The sequence below is a fragment of the Streptomyces sp. NBC_01471 genome (assembly GCF_041438865.1).
GTDB lineage: Bacteria > Actinomycetota > Actinomycetes > Streptomycetales > Streptomycetaceae > Streptomyces.
This window is the reverse complement of sequence record NZ_CP109450.1, coordinates 5,300,453-5,323,252: the sequence shown is the minus strand read 5'-3', so window position 1 is coordinate 5,323,252 and position 22,800 is coordinate 5,300,453. Positions and strand designations below refer to the sequence as shown.

Annotated in this window: 19 protein-coding genes; 7 read left to right on the top strand and 12 right to left on the bottom strand. The window is 71.5% G+C overall.

What is annotated here, in order from left to right:
- Positions 1-45 precede the first annotated feature (45 nt).
- Complete coding sequence (locus OG285_RS23855) at positions 46-351, bottom strand: hypothetical protein (protein ID WP_371792151.1); 306 nt, start codon at positions 349-351, stop codon at positions 46-48.
- A 314-nt stretch (positions 352-665) separates the two neighbouring features.
- Here OG285_RS23855 and OG285_RS23850 point away from each other — a divergent pair, with 314 nt between their 5' ends.
- Positions 666-2,123 (top strand): NF041680 family putative transposase, encoded by a 1,458-nt coding sequence (locus OG285_RS23850; protein ID WP_371792150.1) that lies wholly within the window; start codon positions 666-668, stop codon positions 2,121-2,123.
- 162 nt (positions 2,124-2,285) lie between these two features.
- On the opposite strand, the gene OG285_RS23845 is transcribed toward OG285_RS23850, so the two are convergent.
- Both OG285_RS23845 and OG285_RS23840 read right to left on the bottom strand, forming a co-directional pair.
- A complete protein-coding gene (locus OG285_RS23845; RefSeq protein WP_371792149.1) occupies positions 2,286-2,696 on the bottom strand; it encodes a hypothetical protein in 411 nt (136 codons plus the stop codon).
- A 331-nt stretch (positions 2,697-3,027) separates the two neighbouring features.
- Positions 3,028-4,224, bottom strand: a complete 1,197-nt coding sequence (locus tag OG285_RS23840; RefSeq protein ID WP_371792148.1) for an acyl-CoA dehydrogenase family protein — start codon at positions 4,222-4,224, stop codon at positions 3,028-3,030.
- Positions 4,225-4,339: 115 nt separating this feature from the next.
- Here OG285_RS23840 and OG285_RS23835 point away from each other — a divergent pair, with 115 nt between their 5' ends.
- Positions 4,340-4,999, top strand: a complete 660-nt coding sequence (locus OG285_RS23835) for a TetR/AcrR family transcriptional regulator (protein WP_371792147.1) — start codon at positions 4,340-4,342, stop codon at positions 4,997-4,999.
- A gap of 349 nt (positions 5,000-5,348) precedes the next feature.
- Complete coding sequence (locus OG285_RS23830; RefSeq protein WP_356833909.1) at positions 5,349-5,636, top strand: hypothetical protein; 288 nt, start codon at positions 5,349-5,351, stop codon at positions 5,634-5,636.
- Between the two features lie 55 nt (positions 5,637-5,691).
- Here OG285_RS23830 and OG285_RS23825 read toward each other — a convergent pair whose 3' ends face one another.
- Entirely contained in the window at positions 5,692-6,180 is a 489-nt protein-coding gene (locus tag OG285_RS23825) for a MarR family winged helix-turn-helix transcriptional regulator (RefSeq protein ID WP_371792146.1), read from the bottom strand.
- Between the two features lie 202 nt (positions 6,181-6,382).
- On the opposite strand from OG285_RS23825, the gene lgt reads away from it, so the two are divergent.
- Positions 6,383-7,282: a prolipoprotein diacylglyceryl transferase gene (gene lgt / locus OG285_RS23820; protein WP_371792145.1), complete on the top strand. Its 900-nt coding sequence runs from the start codon at positions 6,383-6,385 to the stop codon at positions 7,280-7,282.
- A gap of 56 nt (positions 7,283-7,338) precedes the next feature.
- Here the strand turns inward: lgt and OG285_RS23815 are convergent, their stop codons facing one another.
- The 4 genes from OG285_RS23815 to OG285_RS23800 form a co-directional block, all read right to left on the bottom strand.
- The gene (locus OG285_RS23815) at positions 7,339-8,733 is read right to left on the bottom strand and encodes an MFS transporter (protein WP_371793596.1); all 1,395 of its coding nucleotides are present in this window, start codon (positions 8,731-8,733) and stop codon (positions 7,339-7,341) included.
- A gap of 268 nt (positions 8,734-9,001) precedes the next feature.
- Positions 9,002-10,471: a cytosine permease gene (locus tag OG285_RS23810; protein WP_371792144.1), complete on the bottom strand. Its 1,470-nt coding sequence runs from the start codon at positions 10,469-10,471 to the stop codon at positions 9,002-9,004.
- A 110-nt stretch (positions 10,472-10,581) separates the two neighbouring features.
- Positions 10,582-12,249, bottom strand: coding sequence for an amidohydrolase (locus OG285_RS23805; RefSeq protein WP_371792143.1), 1,668 nt, complete (start codon positions 12,247-12,249; stop codon positions 10,582-10,584).
- A 322-nt stretch (positions 12,250-12,571) separates the two neighbouring features.
- On the bottom strand, positions 12,572-13,471 hold the full coding sequence (locus OG285_RS23800; RefSeq protein ID WP_371792142.1) for an Lrp/AsnC family transcriptional regulator: 900 nt from the start codon (positions 13,469-13,471) through the stop codon (positions 12,572-12,574).
- Between the two features lie 170 nt (positions 13,472-13,641).
- Between OG285_RS23800 and OG285_RS23795 the strand changes: the two genes are divergently transcribed.
- Positions 13,642-14,286, top strand: a complete 645-nt coding sequence (locus OG285_RS23795; protein WP_371792141.1) for an HAD family hydrolase — start codon at positions 13,642-13,644, stop codon at positions 14,284-14,286.
- A 99-nt stretch (positions 14,287-14,385) separates the two neighbouring features.
- A complete protein-coding gene (locus tag OG285_RS23790; RefSeq protein WP_356833895.1) occupies positions 14,386-14,841 on the top strand; it encodes a TerB family tellurite resistance protein in 456 nt (151 codons plus the stop codon).
- Positions 14,842-14,908: 67 nt separating this feature from the next.
- On the opposite strand, the gene OG285_RS23785 is transcribed toward OG285_RS23790, so the two are convergent.
- On the bottom strand, positions 14,909-16,024 hold the full coding sequence (locus OG285_RS23785; protein WP_371792140.1) for a DUF1152 domain-containing protein: 1,116 nt from the start codon (positions 16,022-16,024) through the stop codon (positions 14,909-14,911).
- Positions 16,025-16,289: 265 nt separating this feature from the next.
- Between OG285_RS23785 and OG285_RS23780 the strand changes: the two genes are divergently transcribed.
- A complete protein-coding gene (locus tag OG285_RS23780) occupies positions 16,290-17,672 on the top strand; it encodes an STM4012 family radical SAM protein (RefSeq protein ID WP_371792139.1) in 1,383 nt (460 codons plus the stop codon).
- A 25-nt stretch (positions 17,673-17,697) separates the two neighbouring features.
- Here the strand turns inward: OG285_RS23780 and OG285_RS23775 are convergent, their stop codons facing one another.
- From OG285_RS23775 to OG285_RS23765, 3 genes are all read right to left on the bottom strand, one after another.
- On the bottom strand, positions 17,698-18,759 hold the full coding sequence (locus OG285_RS23775; RefSeq protein ID WP_356833890.1) for an EamA family transporter: 1,062 nt from the start codon (positions 18,757-18,759) through the stop codon (positions 17,698-17,700).
- Positions 18,760-19,183: 424 nt separating this feature from the next.
- Positions 19,184-20,074 (bottom strand): ABC transporter permease subunit, encoded by an 891-nt coding sequence (locus tag OG285_RS23770; protein ID WP_356833888.1) that lies wholly within the window; start codon positions 20,072-20,074, stop codon positions 19,184-19,186.
- The gene (locus tag OG285_RS23765; protein ID WP_371792138.1) at positions 20,071-22,683 is read right to left on the bottom strand and encodes an alpha/beta fold hydrolase; all 2,613 of its coding nucleotides are present in this window, start codon (positions 22,681-22,683) and stop codon (positions 20,071-20,073) included. Before OG285_RS23765 ends, OG285_RS23770 begins: the two co-directional genes overlap by 4 nt.
- Between the last annotated feature and the right edge of the window lie 117 nt (positions 22,684-22,800).

The window sequence follows — 22,800 nt, the reverse complement described above, 5'->3', positions numbered from 1 at the left end:
ATCGATTGAGACCGGCTCGTACTCGACAACTCAACTTCGGCGCGGTCAGATGGCGAAGCGGCTCTTGTTGAACTTGGGCGGCTCCGCGGGCTGTACGGGCTGTGGGGCGACCGGCTGCTGCGCACCCGCGGACGGGGGCTCCGGCGCGGACGGGGCCCCTGGCTCGGACGGGGCCCCGCCGAAGTTGTTCACGTTCTCGATGACCGACCTCCCGTAGTTCCTGGTGAACGAGTTGGCGTTGCCGCCCTTGATCAACTGCTGGGAGTTGAGAACGTCAGTGGCGGCCGCGGTGGGGACGAGGGTTCCCATAACGGCGGCAGCAGCCACGAGCACGACAGCGATGCGGCGCAAGGTCTTCTCCTGAGCATCGACGGACCGGGATACCCACTCCTTCGGCATCGACCGGCAGGCGCCTTACCTCAGTCACCCTCATGGCCGTCGTCACTCTCGCCACCTCGCCGCCCACGTCCTGGCACGACCAAAGCGACCGCCTCCCGCCGCCTGGTGAAATGCGACAAACCCTAAGCTTGATCTTTAACCTAGAGATCCGAACGGCTCGTCGTACTTGATCACTCGGAGTGGTAACTGCCGTACGTGCGGGCGGCCTTCGGCTGAGCATGTGATCCGACCAAGGAACACACAAGCTCAGCGCGAAGGCCGTGGGGATGAGTCTGTCGCATCATGCTGTCCGGCAGGATCCGTTTGCAGGACTGTCACGCTTCCGGGGTGAGTTCTACTCCTGTCTGACCAGGCGTGCGGACGCGTTGTTCGAACTCGCGGACGCGGTGTTGTGCGCGGACGGTCCGGTCCGCTCCCTGGTGGAGCTGTCGCTGGTGGGTGAACACCGTCGCGGGCACGGCGGGCTCTACGATGCCCTGTCCGCGGGCCGGGTCGATGTGGCCCGCCTGCGGCGGGCCCTGGCCGCGGTGCCGCTGCCGCGGGCGGCGGACGGCCGGCTGGTCCTGGCCGCCGACCTCACCTGCTGGCTGCGGCCCAACGCGCACACCTCACCGCAGCGAATCCTGTGCCATACCTATGGGCGGGGCAAGGACCAGCACATTCCCGTTCCCGGCTGGCCCTACTCGGTGATCTGCGCACTCGAGACAGGTCGCAGTTCCTGGACCGCACCGCTGGACGCACTACGTCTGGCGCCGGGCGAGGATGCCGCCACTGCCACGGCCCGGCAGATGCGCGAGCTCGTCGAGCGACTGGTCGCGGCCGGGCAGTGGACGGACGGCGATCCGGAGATTTTGGTCGTGGTGGATGCCGGCTACGACGTTCCCCGCCTGGCCTTCCTTCTGAAAGATCTCCCGGTGCGGGTACTGGGACGCATGCGCTCGGACCGCGTCCTGCGACGCGCGGTCCCACCCCGCGAGCCCGGCACCCACGGCCGCCCGCCTCGTCATGGCGGCGAATTCGTCTTCGGCGACCCGGCCACCTGGGGCACACCCGACGCGCAGACGGTGACCACAACCCGCCTCTACGGAACGGCCACCGCCAGGGCCTGGGACCGGCTTCATCCTCGGCTGACCCACCGTTCGGCCTGGACTTCCCAGCTCGGGACACTTCCGGTCATCGAGGGCACCGTGATCCGCCTGCAAGTCGAGCACCTGCCCAGCGGTGCCACACCGAAGCCGGTCTGGCTGTGGTGGTCAGACACCGACGCCTGTGAGACCGACGTGGACATGCTCTGGCAGACATTCCTGCGGCGCTTCGACATCGAGCACACCTTCCGCCTGTTCAAACAGACACTCGGCTGGACCTGCCCGAAGATCCGCACCCCCGAAGCAGCCGACCGCTGGACCTGGCTGATCCTCGCAGTCTTCACCCAGCTTCGGCTCGCCCGCCCACTAGCAGCCGACCTCCGGCGACCGTGGGAAAAACCGACCCCGCCCGACAGGCTGACCCCGGCCCGCGTCCGCCGCGACTTTCGGCACCTCCGCCCGAAGGCCCACTGCCCAGCCGGAGCACCGAAACCCTCCCACCCCGGACCTGGCCGGCCACCCGGAAGCAAGAACATCCGGCCCACCCCACGCCACGACGTGCACACGGTCGGCAAACCAGGCTCCGCGAAACGACGAACGAAGAAGTCAACGGACCCACGTCCGCGCCGCACAGGTTAAAGATCAAGCTAAGGGAAATGGGCGCATTGGGGGCCATACGCCGCAGCGACGGCGGTCGGCGTCGCCCCCGTCGGGTCGCGGTGGCGTGCACCCCTCGCATCGCTTCCCCGGGACCTCTTCACTCCCTGCTGGTGGGCAAAGCGACGCCGTCAACTCCGGTCGCTACCGTGCTTTCCTTTGCAGCCGGTACCAGACGATCCCGGCGACGACGGCACCCGAGGCGACATAGAGCCAGCGCAGTTCGGAGGTGTTCGAGCTGTTGAGGGACGATGTCGAGAGGGCGCCGGCGGCGACCACAGTCGTGATCCAGGGCGCCGCGGAAACGGGCCGCCTCGGCGCGCCCTGGCGAGCGCGGATGGCCACGATCAGCGCATAGGCGCCGAGGGCGAGGGCGAGGCCGATGAGGGGAGCCGTCAGGCCCGACATGCCGCCGTTGGGACCCTGGAGGACCACAGCCGCGCCGAACATGACTCCGCACACCAGTGGCACCCATCGGGGTAGGGGTGGGCGCGCCGAAGCGCGGTCGATGTGGCGGGTTTGTCCGAGGCTGCTCCCGGCTTCTGCTGCGTCCATGCCGGCCATTGTGGCAGCCGGACGCCGGCGCCCCCCATCCGCCGTCGCCCTCAGCGCGAACACGTGGCAGGGTCCGCCCGATATGCACCTTCACCCGGAAGGCGCCTCTCCCTCGCGGCCAACAGGATCCTCGCAGCCAACAGGGCCCCAGGGCCCCAGGGAGTACTGCCGTCGTGGTGCAGGGCACTTGGCCGCTGAGTGCCCCGCCTCGCCGGCTACGGCCCCGTTGCGGCGCGCGTGGATGTGCGTACGCAGGGGCAGCGGAAAAGGCGGCCCGCCCGGCCGAAGGGCCGAGCGGGCCTGCCGGTCCGAAGCCGGCCGTGGCTGATGCTCAGAAGCGGATGATCGTGGAGAGCGGCGGGAGGTTGTTGCCGAGTTCGTAGCCGCCGATGTACACGTTCTTGGCGTCGATGGGGTCGTGGGAGGCGAACGTGCGGGCGTTGCGCCAGTAGCGGTCGTACCGGTACGCGTTGGAGGTGCTCCGCGCGCCAGTGATCTCGTGAATCCCGGCGGTGGCTTCGAGCGAGGCCTCGACGGCGGCGACCTTGGCCCGGAAGCAGTCGACGATGACGGCGTCCATGTCCTCGCCGTCCCGGACGGCGTCCAGTCCGTCCGCCGAGCTGTGCAACAGGGCGCGGGAGGCGGCCAGCTGGCTGGAGAGGGCGCCGATGCGGCGCAGGATCAGCGGGTCCTCGGCCGGAGTGGGGAACTGGGGCAGCGACCCGCGCTTCATGGTGCGCGTGTGCTGGACGAGCGCGTCCAGAGCGCCCTCACCGATGCCCTGCATCAAGCCGGCGTGCAGCAGCATCGCCGCGCCCAGGAAGACCGGGGAGAACTGCCCGGCCGTGGGCTGATGCCAGCCGTCGGGCACGAAGACGTCCTGGTACGTGACCGTCTGGCTGCGGGTGCCGCGCTGGCCCATGTTGTCCCAGTCGTCGTGCGACACGACCTGGGCGTGGTTCAGGTCCACCAGGACCTGGTGGTGCGCGGACCGCTCGCCCTCCAGTACGCAGCGGACCAATGCCATGCCCCGTCCCCCGCTGTTGGTGTTGAAGGACTTCGTACCACTGAGTACCACCCCGCCCTCAGCGGGCCGTGCGGTCGTCCTGCCCGTCACCCCCGTCTCCGCGACAGAGGAGACGAACCTGAGGCCGTCGTCGAGTATCCGGCGCGCCAGTTCGCCGCGAGTCGGCTCCGCGAATCCGCTGCCCGGCTCGAACAGCTCGCGGGCCACCAGAACGGTGGTGAGCCAGTTCTGCCCCGTGGGGCCGTCGCCCGCACTGACCTCCCTCAGCGCCCGGATGATCGCGCCCCACCCCCCGCGTTCCGCGCCGTCCCACAGCCCCCCGTACTCGGTGGGAACGGCCAGCCGAGCCGCTCCGAGCTCGGCCAGCAGTGCCAGGTTGGCGGTGGGGTCCGCGTTGTCACGGTCGCTGACGAACCCGCCTTCGGCCAGTCTTTCCCGGCTCTCCCGGATGGCGGCGATCAGGGCGCGGGCTTCCGCCGCGCTGTTCAGCTGCGTTGGCATGAGTGACTCCTCGACGCGGCCAGTACAAGAATGTGAACTCGCATTCGCATCCTAGGGATGGGAGCACACGCCTTGTCAAGGGTGCTGCCGAGCCACCGCCGTTACCATGCGGAACATGACTGACGAGCCGAACCGCCGAGCGCACTACCGGGAACCCCGGCAGGCTCGCAGCGCGGCGACACTGGCTCGCGTACTGCAAGCGGCCGAGGAAATCGCCTCCTCGGCCGGCCTGGAGGAGATGACGATCACCGGCGTCGCGGAGCGCGCCGGTGTCTCGGTCGGTTCGATCTACCGGCGCTTCGAAGGCAAGGAGCAACTGGTCGCCGCCCTGACGGAACGGATGCTGGAACAACGCGAGGAGTACGTGGCCGAGCACCTGCGCACGGCCGAGCCGTCACTGCCCGGCGTCCTGGACGCCTACGCGCACGCGCTGCTCCAGTCCTTCGCCGACACCAGCAACCTCTTCCCGGAACTGCTGCGCGCGCGGGGGACCGATGCGCTGGAGCGCGGCGCCCGCACCATCACCGAGATCCACCGTCTCCTCCTCGAAGCCGCGGCCCCGCACGCCGGCCGGATCCGGCGCTCCGACCCGAAGGCAGCGCTGGACACCGTGGCCCGGGCCGTCCTCGGCGCCTGCTTCCACAACTCCGTACGCCCCGACCGCCGCGCAGGCGACGCCCAGCGGATGTACGCGGACGAGCTCAGCGACATGGCCATGGCCTACCTGCTCACTCCCGACCGCCGTCGCACCGAACGGCCGCCCGCGCACACCTGAGCCACCGACCACCCGCCACCCCGGCCGCCGAACCTGAAGACGCCTTCAGGTTGCTTCAGGTCAGCTTCAGGATGCCTCCGGCAGTGTGGAACCCATCGGCACAGACGGTGCCGGAAGGTCCACGGGAAGGAACCATCGTGAAGCGCCACGTCAGCACGGGGAACAAGCCATTCAGGACTTCCTGACGTATCGATCACGCTGAGTGCACTTAAGGTCACAGCATGGATTCGACCGGCCATCAGTTGATGCCGTCGGCCATGTACGGGACGGGGACCTCATAAGCCTGGAACTTCCGGCACCGGCACGGAACGCCGCGCCACCGGAATCCAACTGATCGGCAGGAGAAGTCATGAGCAACGCGACGTCAACGTATTCCCCGACGGACTCCAGCGACCTGTGGACGAGCGGAGGGCAGCTCGAACTGCGCACCGTGTCGCTCGACCCCAAGGTGATAGCGCAGCTCGCCGAAGTACGGGTGCCGACCCCCCAGTCCACCCTCCTCGGCTGGGTGGACGCGCCCCCCGGGGACCCTCGCGGGGCGACCAACCACGCGCTCTACCTCACCCCTGGCGGCTACGCCTACCGGGTCACGACCTACCGCGGCGACCGGCCCGCCGGTGGTGCGAGCTCCAACTGAGCTTGCCTTGCAGGCCGTTGGGGCGGTTGAGCACGGCAGCGGCGCGGCCCGCCGGTCACTCGCCGGTGTCGTCCAGGTGCTCGGCGATGCGGAGCAGGGCGGGCAGTGCCGCGCGGACCGTGTCGCGGTCCGTGTCGCCCAGGGCCGCGAGGGCGGCGCCCAGACGGCGTTCGTGGGCCTGGGCCCAGGCGGTGAGCTGGGCGCGGCCCGCGTCGGTGAGGACGACCACGGAGGCCCGCCGGTCGGCGGAGTCGACATCGCGGGTCACCAGACCGGCCGTGATCATCTGTCCGATCAGGCCCGACACCGTGCTGGCCGCCAGATGCTGGCGGGCGGCGAGGTCGCTGATACGGGCCGGGGAGTGTTCCGCGAGGACCTGGAGCAGTTCGACCTGGGCCATGGGCAGGGTCTCCCAGGGGTAGTCGGTGCGGATCGACGCCCGGAGGGAACGGCGCAGGCGTGTGACGGCCTCGGTGAGCAGCCGCGCGTCGGACGTGTGGTCCTTCGGCGGCTTACGGGTCCCGGATCGGGGCTGGGGTGGCATACGCGAACTTTACTGACCGCCCGGACCGGGGCCGCAGGGTCGGGGGGCGCAACGGGGACCCGCCACGAAGCCCGGACCGGGCACCGCGACGGCACCGGCCGCAACGACAGGGGTCACAGGCGAAAGGTTCGGTGTCCGAGGTAATCTCGTTCGGGTTCCTCCGGCCCCGGTCGGCAACCTCACGTCGAGAGCGGTCCCGCCGATGAACCTGGCGTACCTTCCCAGCCCCTCCCAGGGTGTCTGGCATCTCGGGCCCTTCCCGATCCGGGCGTACGCGCTGTGCATCATCGCCGGGATCTTCGCCGGGGTGTGGCTGACGGGCCGCCGCTGGGCGGCCCGTGGCGGCAACCGGGACCACATCGCGGACATCGCGCTGTGGGCGGTTCCCTTCGGTGTGCTGGGCGGGCGGCTGTACCACGTCATCACCGACCCCGAGCTGTATTTCGCCGCCGGGCGGCAGCCCATCCGGGTGCTGTACATCTGGGACGGCGGGCTCGGCATCCCCGGCGCCGTCGCCCTCGGCGCGGTGGGCGCCTGGCTGGGGTGCAGGCGCCGGGGGATCGCCCTGGCGGACTTCGCGGACGCCGCAGCTCCCGGGCTGGTGCTGGCCCAGGCGATCGGCCGGTGGGGCAACTACTTCAACCAGGAGCTGTTCGGCGGCCCCACCCATCTTCCCTGGGCCCTGCTGATCGATCCCGCGCACCGGCCTGCCACCAGCCCGACCGTGGCGTTCTACCACCCGACGTTTCTCTACGAGTCCCTGTGGGATCTCGGCGTGATGGCCCTGCTGCTCTGGCTCGACCGGCGCTACCGGCCGCGCAGGGGGCGGCTGTTCGCCTGCTACGTACTGGCGTACACCGCCGGGCGGGCCTGGATCGAAGCCTTGCGGATCGACCACGCCAACCACTTCCTGGGCCTGCGGCTGAACGACTGGGTCTCTGCTGTCCTGTTCGCGGGGGCTCTGGTCTATCTCGTCGCCACCCGCCGTCGCACGGGCACCAGCACCGGCACCGGCACCGGCCATGGCACCGGCCATGACTCCGCCCCCGACGCCTCTCTTCCCGACACGTCCGCCCCCGACCGCGACCCGAAGGACGGGTGACACGCGGGACGACGAGCGGTACTCCAGCCGCCGCCGCCCCGCCCGCGTACCCGCGCTCACGTACGCGGCCGTGCCCCCGCCCGGGGCCCCGAACACGCCGCGTACACCGCGACCAGCGCCGCCGCGAGCAGGACGAGGACGGCCCAACGCGGACCGTCCGGGACTCCGTGCGGCGGGGCGAGGTGCAGGGCCAGGGTCACCAGGGCGACACCCAGGGCCGTACCCAGGCCGCGGGCCATGTTGACCAGTCCCCCGCCGGTGCCCGACGAACGTGCCGGGATCGCCCCCATGATCAGCGTGTTGTTGGCCGGGGTGAAGATGCCCAGGCCCAGTCCGAGCACCGCGAGGAGCAGCACCAGCGGGCCGGGGGTCAGCGGCGCCAGCGACAACGCCACCAGCGCGGCCACGCAGATCAGCGCGCCCAGGACACAGCGGCCCCGGTCGCCCAGCGCGGCGGGCAGGGCCCTGTCCGCCGCCGTGGCGGCGACCGCGAAGCCGACCGGCAGCGCGGTCAGCACCAGGCCCGCCGCCAGCTCCGAAGAGCCACTGCCCGTCAGTACGATCGGGACCAGCACCAGGGGCCCGAAGAGCACCAGATAGCCGGAGAGCGCGCCGATCAGCCCGGACGACACCGCCCGCACCCGCAGCAGCGCCAGGTCGAGCAGCGGCACCGCGGCCACCCGCTGCCGTACCGCGAATGCCCAGCCGGCCCCGGCGGCCAGGGCGAACAGCGCGCCGACGCCCCAGCCGGGCACCGGCAGTCCGGACGCGGCCGAGACCCCGAGCAGCCCGCTGGTCGTCGCCACGACCAGCAGCGCGAGGCCCGCCCAGTCGAAGCCGTCGGACCGCAGCCGGCTGCGCGTCCTCGGCAGCAGGTAGTGGCCCGCGACCAGCGCGAAGAGCCCGATCGGCACGTTGATGCCGAAGACCCAGCGCCAGCCGAGCGTCGCCACGAGTGCGCCCCCGACGGTCGGGCCCAGTGCGAGCCCGAGGGCCTGGGCCGCGGCCTGCACGCCCAGCGCGGTCCGCATCCGCTCTCTCGGCGCGCTGGTGGCCACCAGCGCCACGCTGTTGGCCTGCATCATCGCCGCACCCGCCGCCTGCACCACCCGGAAGGCCACCAGCGTCGCCAGCGACGGAGCGAGGCCGCAGGCCGCCGAGGCCGCGGTGAAGACCACGAAACCGTAGAGATAGAACAGCTTGCGACCGTGCGCGTCCGACAGCCGGCCGACCGGGACCAGCAGCGCGACCAGCGTCAGCAGGTACGCGAGGGACACCCACTCGACGGCGGCCAGCGACGCGTGGAACTCCGTACGCACACTGCCGTACGTCAGCGTCACGATGCTCGCGTCCAGCTGCCCCATGAAGGCGCCGAAGCACACCGTGCCCACCGCGAGCCACCAGGCGCCCGGCCGCAGCCGGATCCGGTCCGGCCGGGCACGCTCCCGCAGGAGGGCGGCCGTCCACGAGGGGTGCCGTCCGCCGGAAAGCGCCTTGCGCCTGCTCACATCTCCTCCACTCGCACGCCGGGTGCCGGACCGTGTCACCGCGGGCACGACGACAGGAGCCGCCGTCCGCGCATCCGTCCCACAGGAGAAGATTACATCGGTTACCGAAATACTTTGTTGCCGATACGTGTGTGCCCCGGGAGGCGGGCATCGCCCGTCTCCCGGGGCAACCGCCGCGGTCACACCCGCGGCCACCCGCCACGGCGGTCCGCTACGGGCGGCTCACCTGCCCGTCCCGCTCCCGCTCGCCGCGCACCCGCCGCCCCGCCAGCAGCAGGTAGACCGCCCCCGAGACCAGGATGGGCAGGAACCAGGACAGGTCGGCGCCGCCCAGCCGGCCGCTCAGCCAGCTGTGCAGGAGGGGCGAGTTGATGGTGAGCAGGCCGGTGGCCATGCCGCAGACGAGCGCGATCAGGCCCTGGACGTTGACACCGCCGACACCCCAGTAGCGGCTGCTGCGGTCGCTGGTGTGGATGTCGTGCTGGTCGTAGTGCCAGCGGCGCAGGATGCCGTCCATGATCCAGACGGCGGCGAACGGGCCGGCCCAGACGTTGACCAGCGAGAGGAACTCGTTGAGCGCGGTCTCGAAGTCGTACACGAAGAGGATCAGCAGCACCGCGGCCAGCGCCAGGGTGGCGTCCAGGGCCGTGGCCAGCCAGCGCTTGAGCGGGATGCCGATGGCCTGGATGGCCAGGCCGGACGAGTAGAAGACCGAGGCGTTGTTGGAGATCGAGCCCAGGAAGCAGGCGGCGATGTAGAGGACGTAGAGCCAGCCGGGCACCAGCGGCTGCACGCCCGCCACCGGGTCGGTGAGGTCCGTACGCGTCGCGACCAGGACTCCCGCGATGCCCAGGTAGACGGCCATTCCGGCACCGCCGCCCAGCACCCGCGGGAACACCTTGCGGACCGGGGTCTCCGAGGGGAGGTAGCGGGCGTAGTCCGGCGAGACCACCAGGTACGACAGCGACCCGGAGGCGATCAGCGCGGCTGCGGAGACGACCAGGGCGAGCCAGTTGCCGCCGCCTCCCGCGTGGTGCGGCGGGTGCCAGTTCCAGTCCACCCCGCCGACGGTGAAGCAGAGCAGCAGCGCGAAGACCACCGCCACCGCCACGGCGAAGTACGGCTGGACCCTGACCAGCAGCCGGTGCCCGGTGACCGCGATGACGATGGCCACCCCCAGCACGAGCAGGGTCGCCAGGACCTTGCCCGGCGCGCCGGAGTGGTGCCAGCCGAGCCGGTCGAAGAGGGCGAGGACGGCGAAGACCCCGAGGAGGCCGTTGACCGTCTTGAAGCCCAGGGACATGGCCCAGGTGAACAGCGCGTTGATGCGGTTGCCGAACACGCCGAACGGCGCCCGGCTCAGCGTCAGCGCGGGCAGCCCGGCGCGCGGCCCGGCGATCGAGCCGTATGCGACGAGACCGAACAGCGCGTTGCCCGCCACCACCGCGACCAGCGCCTGGACGAGGGAGAGGCCGAGGGCGACGGCGCCCGCGCCGAGCACGAAGAAGAACTGGTACGAGTTGATCCCCGCCCAGAAGAAGCCCAGTTGGCGCGGGGTCATATAGCGCTCGGACTCGGGGATGAAGTCGTAGCCGTGCTGTTCGACCGCGCCCGCTGCGGGGCCGCCGGTGCGTTCGGCCGTACCGGTCCCCGGCCGGTCCGGCTGTGCGGTGGTGCTCATCGGTGGTGCTCCTTCACGGTGGCGGCCGCCGGACGGGCGGGCGCGGTGTGCCGTAATCGGTGAACAGCCTGGGTTCAGTGTGGGCGCCGGACCGGCGGGCGCCGGGCCCGTCAGACCAGTCCGGCAGCCGCGGACCAGACCTGACGGGCGCCGATCCAGGTCTCGTCGACGCCGGTCCTGGCGAGCTGGGCGAGGTCGTCCATCCGGTACGGGTCGGCGGCCGTGATGACGAAGTCGGCGAACGCTCCGGCGCGCAGGCTGCCCACCTCGTTCTCACGGTGCAGCGCTCGCGCTCCGCCGAGCGAGTGCGCCCGGATGCCGTCCGCGACGGCGAGCCGCATCTCCGGGGTGCCGAGCCGGGTACCGAGCACGGTCTCCCGGCTCGCGGCGGCGGCGACCGCCTCGAACGGCCGGGGCGGGGCGACGGGAGCGTCCGAGCTGAACGCGAACTCCGTGCCCGCGGACTGGAGCAGCCCGGCCGGGTTGTAGCGGTGGCCCATCTCGCCGATCGCGGTGAGCGTGCCGTCGCCGGTACGGAGGTGGTGCTGCGGCTGGAGCACCGCGTGCACGCCCAGCTCCCGCATGCGGGTGATCTCGTCATCGGTGGGCAGCCCGCAGTGCTCGACACGGTGCCGGGCGTCCGCGCGGGGCGTGTCGGCGAGCGCCTTCCCGACGGCGTCCAGGACCATGCCGATGGCGTACGGGGACTGCGCGTGGGTCGCGGTCTGGAAGCCGGCCCGGTGGGCTCGCAGCACCAGGTCCGCGTACTCGGCGGGGTCGTGGTAGAGCTGCCCGTGGTTGCAGCAGTCGGCCGCGTACCCCTCGGGGAAGTACGCGGTCCAGCCGCCCAGCGTGCCGTCCGCGTAGAGCTTGACACCCTGGATCCGCAGCTGGTCGTCGCCGAGTTCGCTGCCGAGACCGAGGTCGAGGGCGGTGTCGAGCAGCGCCGACGTCAGGTAGACGGAGGTGCGCATCCGCAGGTCACCGGCGTCGCGGGCGCGCAGGTACGTGGAGAGCTCGCGGCGGGACGCCTGGGCGTCGCCGATGGTGGTGACTCCGGCGGCGAGGAAGGTCTGCTGGGCGCGGAGCAGATGGCCGCGCATGACGTCGGCGGGGTCGTCGAGGTGGAAGTTCGGGCCGTGGTTGGTGATCTTCACCCCGTCGGGGCCGGTCAGCAGGTCGCAGGCGCCGTCCCACAGTTCGCCGTTGGGCTCACCGGATGCCGTGCGGCCGATGCGGCCGCCGAGCGGGTCGGGGGTGCCGGCGGTGATGCCGTACTTGCGCAGGGTGTAGGTGTTCACGACACCGCCGTGGCCGGACGCGTTCATCACGTAGACCTCGCGGTCGGTGGCGACCCGGTCGAGGTCCTGGCAGGTGGGGTGGCGGCCCTCGGCCAGCCTGCGGTGCTCGTAGCCGAAGCCGCGCAGGGCGGCGTCCGGGCGGAGCCCTTCCGCGTGCCGGCGGAGTGCGGCGACCAGACCGTCGATGTCCGCGACGGTCTCGGGGCGCACGTCGGCCCAGGCGAGGTTCTGCCCGTACATCACCGGGTGGCAGTGCGCGTCGACGAAGCCGGGCATCAGCTGCCGTCCGCCGAGGTCCAGCCGCTCGTCCACGCGCCCGTCCAGTGCGGCCCGGCACTCCTCGGCCGTGCCCGCGTGCACGATGCGCTCGCCGCGCACCGCGAGGGCCTCGGCACGGCCCGCCGGGGTGAGGGTGTGGACGGTGCCGCCGGTGATGAGGAGGGTGCGGTCCTGGTGTGCTGCGGGCGTGGTGGCCATATGGGTGCTCCGGTAGTACGGGGAGGGGCGTGCGGCTCCCGGTGGGCGGGCGCTGTTGCCGGGGCCGGACGTCGGCGCATGCGGTTCGGCGGGCGCCGGGCGACCCAGCGCCACGGAAAACGAATCGACGCCTGAGATGGGCATGTGCGAGCGATCCGCTGACTGAGACAGTACGACGCAAGCGAAAGATTATCCAGAGGGGCGAATGGAGAAGTTTTCGCTTGCGCTGGAGGGTGTGCGCGAGCGAAGCGCGTGCGGCCGACAGAAGAAAGGAGGGGAGGAGGGGAGGAGAGGGGAGGAGAACGCAGGGAAGACGCTGCGGTCAGCTCGTCAGTGAGTCGTAGCGTTCCTTGACCAGCTCAAGGTGGAGCCAGCTCTCAAGACCGTGCACACCGTCCAGGGCGCGCAGTTTCTCCAGCGAGGCCAGCACGTCGGCGAGCGTCTCGCCGCCCACCGTGCCGATGACATCCGCCCGGCCCACACACTCCGCGGCGAACTGCACCTGCTCGGTGGCCAGCAGACCGCCCACCGCCGCCGTGCCGTGCCCGTCGCCCGAGCGGCGCATCGAGAAGCCCGCGAGGTGGCCCATGCCGAGGGTTCCCGGGCGGACCAGGGCCGCGACCCGGAAGACCCCGGCGTCCAGCAGCCGCAGCGAGCGGGCCCGCGCCGCGGCGGCCGACATGGCGATCCGGTCGGCCAACTCCGCGTAGGACATGCGCCCGTCGGTCTGGAGCGCCCGCAGGATCGCGTGGTCCGTCTCGTCGAGACTCACCGTGTCGGGCGAAGTGACCGGCAGATAGGGGTCCTTGAGCACGCGTGTGTACGGGGTCGTGTCGACGCCCCGTACACCGGGCAGCCGCGCGACGCGCGCCACCAGGGCGCTGAGCGCGTCGAAGTCGGACGTCCGCAGCTCCGCGATGACCGGGCGCCGGCCTGCGGTCAGGGTCACGAAGACCGCTTCGGACAGCCCGGCCACGGTCCGCGCCACGGGTTCGGCAGGCCCGACGACGTCGATGGCGACATGGGCACTGACCGTGCGGCCGAGCACCGCGGGGTGGATGACACCGACGATCCGCAGCACTCCGACCTCGGTCAGCCGCAGCGCCCGTGCGCGGGCGGCGGCACGGGAGAGACCGACGCGTGCGGCAAGCGTCTCGTAGGACGTGCGGCCGTCCTCCTGGAGGAGGTGGACGAGCGCGAGGTCGGTGGAATCTAGGTTCATCGGACAGCCAGTCTGCCACGCGCACCGGAACCGCCACCTGCCGTCCGGGCCCGGCCCGCACCCGGCCCCGTACCGGCCCGCACCCGAACGCCCCGTACGAGAACCTGGATCCGTATCCGCGTGTTCTCCGCCGCAGCCCGTCGGCGGCTCCCGCGCACCGTACTGTGCGCATGGTGATTGAGACGATCGTGTTCGACGTCGGCGAGACCCTCACCCGGGACGACCGGTACTGGCGCTCCTGGGCGGACTGGCTCGGAATCCCCTCCCACACCGTGTCCGCGCTCGTCGGCGCGGTCACCGCCCAAGGACGTGACCACACCGACGCCCTGCGACTGCTCAAACCCGGCATGGACATCGCGGAGGCCTACCGGGCGCGGGAGGTCGCGGGCCGCGGCGAGCACCTCGACGAGAGCGATCTCTACCCCGATGTACGCCCCGCCCTCTCGGCACTGCGCGGGCTCGGCTTCCGGGTCGTCGTCGCGGGGAACCAGACGGTGAAGGCGGGTGAGTTGCTGCGCGGTCTCGACCTGCCCGCCGACCTCGTCGTCACATCGGAGGAGTGGGGTGTGAGCAAGCCGGACCCGGCCTTCTTCGAACGGGTCGTCGCCGCATCGGGCGCCTCTCCGGAAGCCACCGTGTACGTGGGCGACCATCCGCAGAACGACATCTTTCCCGCCCGCGCGGCCGGGCTGCGCACCGCGCATCTGCGGCGCGGGCCGTGGGGACACATGTGGGCCGACGACCCCGAAGTGGTGGCCGCGGCGGACTGGCGGGTCAACAGTCTGACCCGGCTCGCGGCGGCCCTCGCCGAGTGACACCGGTGACACCGCGGCGGGCACTTCCTGACGGGTCCGGCCGTTGTCCTTCCGTAAAGAGTGACCAAAATGGTCACGTGGTGAACGAGGAGACGGCTGATGGCCCTGTGGGACCGCTTCAAGGACTCTGCGAAGACGATGCAGACGCAGCTCGACGCGAAGAAGAACGACCTCAAGAGCGGCGGATTCCGGGATGCCAGCATGGCCATGTGCGCGCTGGTCGCGGCGGCCGACGGCTCGATCGATCCCGCGGAGCGGCAGCGCGTCGCCGCGCTGATCGCCACCAATGACGTCCTGAAGAACTTCACGGCGGACGACCTCCAGACGCGTTTCAACGACTACTGCCAGAAGCTCACCGCCGACTTCGACTTCGGCAAGGTCAGCATCCTGCAGACCATCGGCAAGGTCAGCAAGAAGCCCACCGAGGCACGCGCCGTCATTCAGATCGGCATCGTGATCGGCGGCGCCGACGGAGACTTCGACAAGTCCGAGCAGGCCGTGGTCCGCGAGGCGTGCTTCGCCCTGGGAATCGCCCCGACCGAGTTCGACCTGTAGCACCTGGAGCCGCCACCGCGTGCCTTCCGCACAGCGCCGCACCACCGCGGCGCTGTGCGGCCGCGGGCTACCCCTCCGTCGCCAGCCGCCACAGCGGCGGGACGTGCCGGGCCGGAAACGCCGTGCGGAGGTGGTGGCGCAGTTCTGTCAGTTCGGCCGGGTCCAGGGCCAGTTCCTCGGCGATGCGCCGTGTGGTGACATAGGCGACCCCGCTGCGCGCGGTCCGGCGCTCCCACTCGGCGAAGCGCTCGGCCAGGGGCGGCTGTTCACCGAGGGCGGCGCCGGCCTCGGGTGACGCGTCCGCGCCCTGGCCGAGTGAGGCCGCGCGGGCGCGTTCCCTGGCGATCTCGGAGAAGCCGCAGACCCGTTCGCTCGCCCGCTCCGCGTCGTCGAGGCTCGCGCTGCCCTTCAACTCCCGGGCCAGCGGGTTGATTTCGAGAGCCCGGGCCAGGGCGAGCCGGTAGACATGAGGGCTGGCCTCGCCGAGCGTGACGGGGCGCGGGGCGTCCCGGGTGCCGCAGACTCCACGTATCCCCCGGGCCGCGGCGACCAGCAGTGCGCCGGCCTCCGACGGGTGCCAGTCGAAGACGGCCTGGACGGACAGCGTGTCGGCGTGGGTCAGGGTGTGCAGCGGGTCGCCCAGCAGGGGCAGCAGAGCGGCCTCCGGCACCTCGGAGTCGAGCCCCGGGCCCGCGACATGCACCGAGGTGGGGATCCCGGTGTGCGCACAGCCGGCGAGGACCAGCGCGTCCCCGAGCGGGCTGCGCAGGGTGGGTTCGGTGCCGTCGGCCAGGATGTCGCCGCCGACGTCGACGACATCGACCTGGCCGGCCTCGCAGTACGCGGCGGCCTCCTCGATCTGCCGCGCGAGCCCCGACGCCCCCTCGTAGGGATCGAGCAGGCCCAGTTCGGGCCGCAGGTCGGCCGCGAGCCGGGGCAGGAGTGACCCGGCCGGCGGCCGGGGTGCGGAGCCGGGGGTGACCAGCCGCAGAGTGGGACCGGCCGGGACGGTTCCGGTGAAGTCGGACGGCCGGCGCGGGCCCGGCACCGGGTCGACGACCAGCCGCTCCCAGGCGTACGTCAGCACGAGGGCGGGCTCGTCGGGCCCGTGCAGAGCGGCGTGCACCATCGCCGTCGCGATGGCGTCACCGCCACCGCCGGCCGCTATGAGTAGTCGCTTCATGGACGACATGGTTACCGCAGAGGGGCCGGACTTTCAGCCCAACTCCCCTTCCCGCCATGGCCTCCGGCGCTCCCATCGCAGAGGCACGGAATTTCGGCAAGTCACGGAAACATCCAACTCGGGCAAAGGGAAAGCCAAATACTTTGGCGCTTCACCTCATGCTTCCCGTGACGCTCCGTCGACCATGCTGTCACGTGGCGCGACCACCTGTTGGGATCCGATCGACTTTGGGATCCGATCGACTCCGGAAGGAAGCATTACGGAAGTGACATCCTCTGTACCGGTCCACATCTCCCGTTCCGTTCCCGATGAACCGACCACACCGTACAAACAGTACGTGTACGCCTACCCGCATCAGAAGGCGTACCGGCTCGGAGAGAAGAGGCCCCTCCTCTCCGATCTGTGGGCAGGGGAACGGCTCGACTCGCTCTCCCTGTACGTCCACATCCCGTTCTGCGAGATGCGCTGCGGCTTCTGCAACCTCTTCACCCGCACCGGCGCACCCGAGGAGGTCACCCGCAACTTCCTCGGCACCCTGGAGCGGCAGGCCCGTGTCACCCGTGAGGCCCTGGAGGCCAACGGTGCACCGGGGTTCACCCTCGCGGCGTTCGGCGGCGGCACCCCGACGTATCTCACCGCGGACGAGCTGGTCCAGCTCTGCGACATCTGCGAGAACGTGATGGGCGCGGACCTCAAGGCGGTGCCGTGGTCGGTCGAGACCTCGCCCGCCACCGCCACCGCCGACCGCATCGCGGTCCTCTCGGAGCGCGGCGCCACCCGGCTCAGCATCGGTGTGCAGAGCTTCATCGACGAGGAGGCGCGGGCCGCCGTACGGCCCCAGAAGCGGGAGGAGGTGGAGGCGGCGCTGGGCCGGCTGAAGGAGGCCGCCTTCCCCATCCTCAACATCGATCTCATCTACGGCATCGACGGCCAGACCGAGCAGAGCTTCAAGGTGTCGCTGGACGCGGCACTCAGCTGGGAACCCGAGGAGATCTACCTCTATCCGCTGTACGTCCGCCCGCTGACCGGGCTCATGGCCCGGCACGACAAGAGCGGCGAACTCTGGGACGAGCAGCGGCTGCGGCTCTACCGCTACGGGCGCGAGTACCTGCTCGCCGCCGGCTACCGGCAGACGTCCATGCGGGTCTTCAGCCGTATCGGCACCGCCGCCGTCGACGGCGCGGACGACAGCAACATCAGTGAGTACAACCAGCAGGCCGGGATGGTCGGACTGGGTGTCGGCGCACGGTCGTTCACCACGGATCTGCACTACACGACCGACTACGCGGTCGCCGTGCCGGAGGTCAGGCGCATCATCGACGACTACATAGCGACGCCGACCGAGGAATTCCGGCGCGCGCAGTGGTCGTTCCGGATGGATGACGACGAGCGCCGCCGCATGCTCATCCTGCACATGCTGCTGGAGGCCGACGGAATGAACGTCGACCGCTACAAGCAGCAGTTCGGCACCCTTCCGCAGGAGGACTTCCCCGCCCAGTTCGCGCTGGTCACCGAGCGGGGCTGGCTCACCCAGGACGGTGGAGTGCTGCGGCTGACCCCGGAGGGGATGGCCTGGGCGGACGCGATCGGTCCGCTGTTCTTCTCCCCCAGGGTGAACGACGCCATGTCGTCCTACCAGGACCGCTGAGCAGCACGCCGGTCCCCTTGTACGGCTACGCCTCCTCGCGCGCCCCCGTCCGGGCAGCGCGGGAGGCGTGGCCTTCTCCGCTCTCCGTTCCGGCGCCCCGGCCCTCCCCGCTTCCGGCGCGGGAGGCGTGGCCCCCGCCGTCCCCCGGCGGACCGGCCGCCTCCGCTTCCCGGTGCCCGGCCGGACGGCCGCGCCGGCGGGCCGGGGCGGAGACCAGAACCAGCCCGCCGAGGAGGAGCACCGCGCCCGCCACTCCGGACGGGCTCAGCCGCTCCCCGAGCAGCGCGATCCCCAGCACCGTGGCGACCAGCGGTTCGGCCAGGCTGAGCGTGCCGGCGGTGGCCCCGCTGATCCGGGCCACGCCCCTGGTGAACAGCAGATAGCCCAGGGCTGTCGTGGCCAGGGCCAGCCAGCCGACCAGGGCCAGGGCCCGCGGTTCGGCGAGCCCGTCCGGCCGGGCGAAGACCCAGGGTGAGACCAGGATTCCCGCGCACAGCACACTCGCCGGGGCAGCCGCGGCGGTGTCCGCGCCCCGCTCACCGAGCCGTTTGGTCACCGAGATGTAGACGCCGAAGCTGGCTCCGGCGATGAGCCCGAGCAGTACGCCGACGCCGTCGGCCGAACCTCCGCCGGCCGGTACGAGGAGCAGCGTGATGCCGCCGATCGCGCAGACGGTGCCGCAGGACCACCGCCCGCTCAGCCGTTCACCGTTCAGGGCCCGCCCGCACATCCCCGTCACGACCGGGACCGTACCGAAGGTGACGGCGGTCGCCAGGGCGGCGCCGCTGCGGGACACCGCCTCCAGGAAGCAGGCCTGGAAGGCCGCGGTGACCAGGATGCTCACCAGCATCCACCACCGGGCCCCCCGCTGCCACAGGGTCCGGATTCCCGCTCGCCGAGCGGTGAACAGCCCCAGGACGAAACCCCCGAGGAGCATCCGGCACGCGCCGATCGCCACCGGAGACGCGCTGGTTCCGGAGAGGATCTCGGCGGGGCCGACCGTGCCCCAGAGGAAGGCGGCCGCCAGGACCGGCGGCACTCCGCCGTCGCGCACGGCATGCCCGAGCTTGCCCGTTGTGCTTGTCACGCACTCTCATTCCGCAGAGCCGGGCAGGATCCGTGGCACAGCACACCTCGGCGGCACACCCGACGATTCCTGGCCCCGACGCTAGAGGGTTCCCCGGCCCCGGCCCCATAGGGAGAACCCACCAACTCGGCACCCGGCAGGCGCGTGCGTTCCGGTGCTTCGCACAACACATGGTGCGGTGCCGGGAGAGCAGCCGGTCCGCCGCCACGCCGTGCGGAGCCGGTGACCCGGGCGAAGGCTGCTGTGGCACCGGTCTCGAAGGCGAACATGAGCCCGCTCGGAGGCCCGTGGACAGGATGGCGGGCGCGAGCAGCGCGGTGGCCATGCCTCACATCAAGATGAGGCGCGGATCACGGCGCAGCCCGGTTCCACGGAGATCACGCGGCTGGATTCCGTACGCCTCTCTCCCACCGCCGCGACCCCCCTACGACACGATGTCCTTGCGGGCGAATCCCCTGAAGGCCAGGGCGAAGAGCACGAGCGCGTACGCCACCGAGACGGCCGCGCCCTTGACCATGCCGCCCCATTCGAGCTGGGGCTGAAGCGCGTCGGCCCAGGCGAACTGCCAGTGTGCGGGCAGGAAGTCGCGCCAGGAGCCGAGCGCGGTCACGGCGTCCAGGACGTTCCCCACGATCGTCAGGCCCACCGCGCCGCCGACCGCCCCCAGCGGTGCGTCCGTCCTGGTCGAGAGCCAGAACGCGAGCGCCGCCGTGACCAGTTGGGACACGAAGATGAAGGCCACCACGAGCGCGAGCCGCGGCACTGCGTTCCCCGCGGCGAGCGAGCCCCCGGTGGGCAGCTCCAGCGGCCCCCAGCCGTACGCGACCGTGCCCACCGCGAGCGCCACCACCGGCAGCACCACCATCGCCGCCAGGCTGAAGACCAGCGCCACCGTGAGCTTGCTCCGCAGCAGCCGGGCGCGCGGCACGGGCGCGGCGAGCAGATAGCGCAGCGAGGACCAGCCGGCCTCCGACGCGACCGTGTCGCCGCAGAACAGCGCGACCGGAACCACCAGCAGGAAGCCCGCCGACACGAACAGGCAGGTGGCCGAGAAGTTCGCACCGGAGGCAGTGGCGGTGTCCAGGAGCGTCGGACCGTTGCGGGCGCTGCCGCTGGGGGTGCCGCCGACCGCGAACGCGGCGACCAGGATGAACGGCAGCGCGACGAGCACGGCGCCCATCGCCAGCGTGCGCCGGCGCCTGAACTGCCGTTTCGCCTCGACCAGCAGCGGCAGCGTGTGCCGTGCGCGGTATCCGGGCGCGGTGTCCCGCGCGGGGCCCGGGCGGGCGGGGTCCGGGAGGACGGTGGTGCTCATGCCGGTTGGCCTCCGATCAGGGTGAGGAACGCGTCCTCCAGGCGGCGGTGCGCTCCCACGCCGGTCAACGGCACGTCCAGGCGCAGCAGTTCGGAGATGAGCGCGGCCGGGGTGGCTCCGTCGAGCCGGACGAGCAGCCCGTCGTCGGTCCGTACGGCGGAGCCGATGCCGGGCAGTGCGGCCACCTTCCCGGCCAGTGCCTCGGTGATCTCCTCGGCGGCGGTGACGAGCAGGGTGTCCCCGCTGCCGGTGATCTCGGCGACGGGTCCGGCCTGTATGAGCTGCCCGTGGTCCATGACGACCAGGTGCGTGCAGGACTGTTCGACCTCCGCCAGCAGATGGCTGGAGACGATCACGGTCCGGCCCTCGGCCGCGTACCGGATCATCACGTCCCGCATCTCGCGGATCTGCGGCGGGTCCAGGCCGTTCGTCGGCTCGTCCAGGATCAGCAGGTCGGGCAGGCCCAGCATGGCCTGGGCGATGGCGAGCCGCTGCCGCATGCCCTGCGAGTACGTACGGACCGCGCGGTCCAGCGCGTCGCCGAGCCCGGCGATCTCCAGCGCCTCGGCGACGTGCGAGTCCTCGGTGGGGCGGCCGGTGGCCTGCCAGTACAGGTCGAGGTTGGCCCGACCGGAGAGGTGCGGCAGGAACCCGGCGCCCTCGACGAACGCGCCGACCCGCGAGAGGACGGGCGCACCCGGCCTGATCGCGTGGCCGAACACCCGGATCTCGCCGCCGTCCGGCGTGATGAGCCCCATCAGCATGCGCAGGGTGGTGGTCTTCCCCGCGCCGTTGGGCCCGAGCAGGCCGAGCACCTGGCCCTTCCCGACCTCGAAGGACAGGTCACGGACCGCGTACCGGTCGGCGGACCTGGCGTACTTCTTGGTCAGCCCGGTGATCCGCAGCGGCAGGTCCGCCAGCGCTGGGTCGGGTGTGGGCGCGGCCCTGCGCCGGGGGACGAGCAGCACGGCCGCGATCAGCGCGCTCAGCGCGGGAAGTCCCCACACCCACCAGGGGAATCCGGCACTGGCGGTGCGCAGTGCGGGCACCGTGGGGACGGTCAGCGGTCCGGCGAGCGAGACGGAGTACGTGGCGGGGGACGCCGGGGACGCGTAGCCGAGGTCGGTCGACGCGAGGACCAGCCGCAGCCGGTGTCCGGCCTCGATCTTGTCGTCGATGGCCGGCAGGGTCACCTCGACCGTCCGGCCCGCCTTCGCGCCCGTGATCCGGACCGGGGCGACGAGCTGGTGGGGCAGCACCTGCTGCTTGCCGCCCGGTGGCACGTCGTACACCTTGGCGAAGAGCACCGCGTCCGGCGATGACGACTCCACCCTGATCCTGGCCTTCGGTGCGCCGGTGACGTTGAGCGCGGTGGCCAGCGGCGCGGAGTCGAAGAGCGCGTACTGGCCGGGCAGGTCCAGCGAGAGCCCCACCCCGAGGCCCGAGAGCTGGGAGAGCGCGGCGACACCCGGTACGGCGGAGATCGAGGGTGGTGCGCCGCCCGCCGGATTCTCCACGGTCTGCTCGCGGCCGGTGAGCGCGAGCGGGCGCCCGCCGCTCTCCAGGCCGGGGTAGCGGTCGCTGCTCGCGCCCCTCAACTGGGCGGCGCCGTCGGTCGAATCGACGCCACCGGTCCGGGTGACGCGGAAGGCGGGTCCGGTGTCGGCGCCCTTGTCGTCCTTCAGGTAGCGGTCGAACCAGGAGCTGATCCGCCCGTTGATCCGGCTGGTCTCCCGGTCGCCGCCGTCATGTCCGCCGGCGATCCAGTCGACCGATACGGGCGCACCGTTGGCCTTGATCCGCTTCGCCGCCGCATCGGCCTGGCCCAGCGGGAAGAGGGAGTCCGTCTGGCCCTGGATGAGCAGCGAGGGCACCCTGATCCGGCCGCCCACCGCCGACGGGCTCCGCTCGTCGAGCTCCTTGCGGGCGGCGGCGTCCGGCTTTCCGCTCTCGGCGACCCGGTCGTACATCGTGCAGAGCTGCTTCTCGAAGCGGGCGCAGCCGCCGCCGGAGTTGATGAAGATCCCGGCCCAGAGCCTCTTGAACACCCCGTCCGGGAAGAGCGAGTCGGCCAGGTTCCAGTACGTGATCTGGGGCGCGATGGCGTCGACGCGGTGGTCGTACCCGGCGGCGAGCAGCGAGATCGCACCGCCGTAGGAGGCCCCGGTGACACCGACGCGTGGGTCACCCGGCTTGTCCAGCTGGACGTCGGGGCGGGTCGCCAGCCAGTCGATCAGCCGGGACACGTCCTTGACCTCGTGTGCGGGGTCGTTGAGCCCGATGGCTCCGGTCGACTTCCCGAAGCCGCGGGCCGACCAGGTCAGCACGGCGTACCCGTCCCGCGCCAACTCCTGGGCCTGGGACCTCACATCGTCCTTGCTGCCACCGAAGCCGTGCCCGAGCAGCACGGCGGGCCGCCGTCCGGAGCCGCCCGATGTGAAGTACGACGTGTCGATACGCACCCCGTCCACCGCCATCAGCCGGTCCGAGCGGTGCACGGGCGCGGGCCCGTCGGACGCGACGGCCGTCCACGTGCCGGCCCCGGCGAGGACGGCGAGCGCGGCGGCTGCCCCGGCGAGCACCCGGCCGCGGGGTTTGCGTAGCTTCATGTCTGAACCCTAAGCGCCTGCTCGGACAGTGCGACGGGCCACCGGGTGGAAGTGCCCGGCGTACTGGCGGAGTAGCCGGGCCGGGCGCGTACCGCGGCGGGAGTAGCGGAGCACGGG

Bases quoted from the DNA above. Each gene is read 5' to 3' on its own strand.
- OG285_RS23790 (WP_356833895.1), top strand. From the start codon at position 14,386: ATGGCCCTGTGGGACCGCTTCAAGGACTCTGCGAAGACGATGCAGACG.
- OG285_RS23800 (WP_371792142.1), bottom strand. From the start codon at position 13,471: ATGAACCTAGATTCCACCGACCTCGCGCTCGTCCACCTCCTCCAGGAG.
- OG285_RS23765 (WP_371792138.1), bottom strand. From the start codon at position 22,683: ATGAAGCTACGCAAACCCCGCGGCCGGGTGCTCGCCGGGGCAGCCGCC.
- OG285_RS23840 (WP_371792148.1), bottom strand. From the start codon at position 4,224: ATGCCAACGCAGCTGAACAGCGCGGCGGAAGCCCGCGCCCTGATCGCC.
- OG285_RS23795 (WP_371792141.1), top strand. From the start codon at position 13,642: ATGGTGATTGAGACGATCGTGTTCGACGTCGGCGAGACCCTCACCCGG.
- OG285_RS23805 (WP_371792143.1), bottom strand. From the start codon at position 12,249: ATGGCCACCACGCCCGCAGCACACCAGGACCGCACCCTCCTCATCACC.
- OG285_RS23850 (WP_371792150.1), top strand. From the start codon at position 666: ATGAGTCTGTCGCATCATGCTGTCCGGCAGGATCCGTTTGCAGGACTG.
- lgt (WP_371792145.1), top strand. From the start codon at position 6,383: ATGAACCTGGCGTACCTTCCCAGCCCCTCCCAGGGTGTCTGGCATCTC.
- OG285_RS23845 (WP_371792149.1), bottom strand. From the start codon at position 2,696: ATGGACGCAGCAGAAGCCGGGAGCAGCCTCGGACAAACCCGCCACATC.
- OG285_RS23785 (WP_371792140.1), bottom strand. From the start codon at position 16,024: ATGAAGCGACTACTCATAGCGGCCGGCGGTGGCGGTGACGCCATCGCG.
- OG285_RS23835 (WP_371792147.1), top strand. From the start codon at position 4,340: ATGACTGACGAGCCGAACCGCCGAGCGCACTACCGGGAACCCCGGCAG.
- OG285_RS23770 (WP_356833888.1), bottom strand. From the start codon at position 20,074: ATGAGCACCACCGTCCTCCCGGACCCCGCCCGCCCGGGCCCCGCGCGG.
- OG285_RS23830 (WP_356833909.1), top strand. From the start codon at position 5,349: ATGAGCAACGCGACGTCAACGTATTCCCCGACGGACTCCAGCGACCTG.
- OG285_RS23810 (WP_371792144.1), bottom strand. From the start codon at position 10,471: ATGAGCACCACCGCACAGCCGGACCGGCCGGGGACCGGTACGGCCGAA.
- OG285_RS23825 (WP_371792146.1), bottom strand. From the start codon at position 6,180: ATGCCACCCCAGCCCCGATCCGGGACCCGTAAGCCGCCGAAGGACCAC.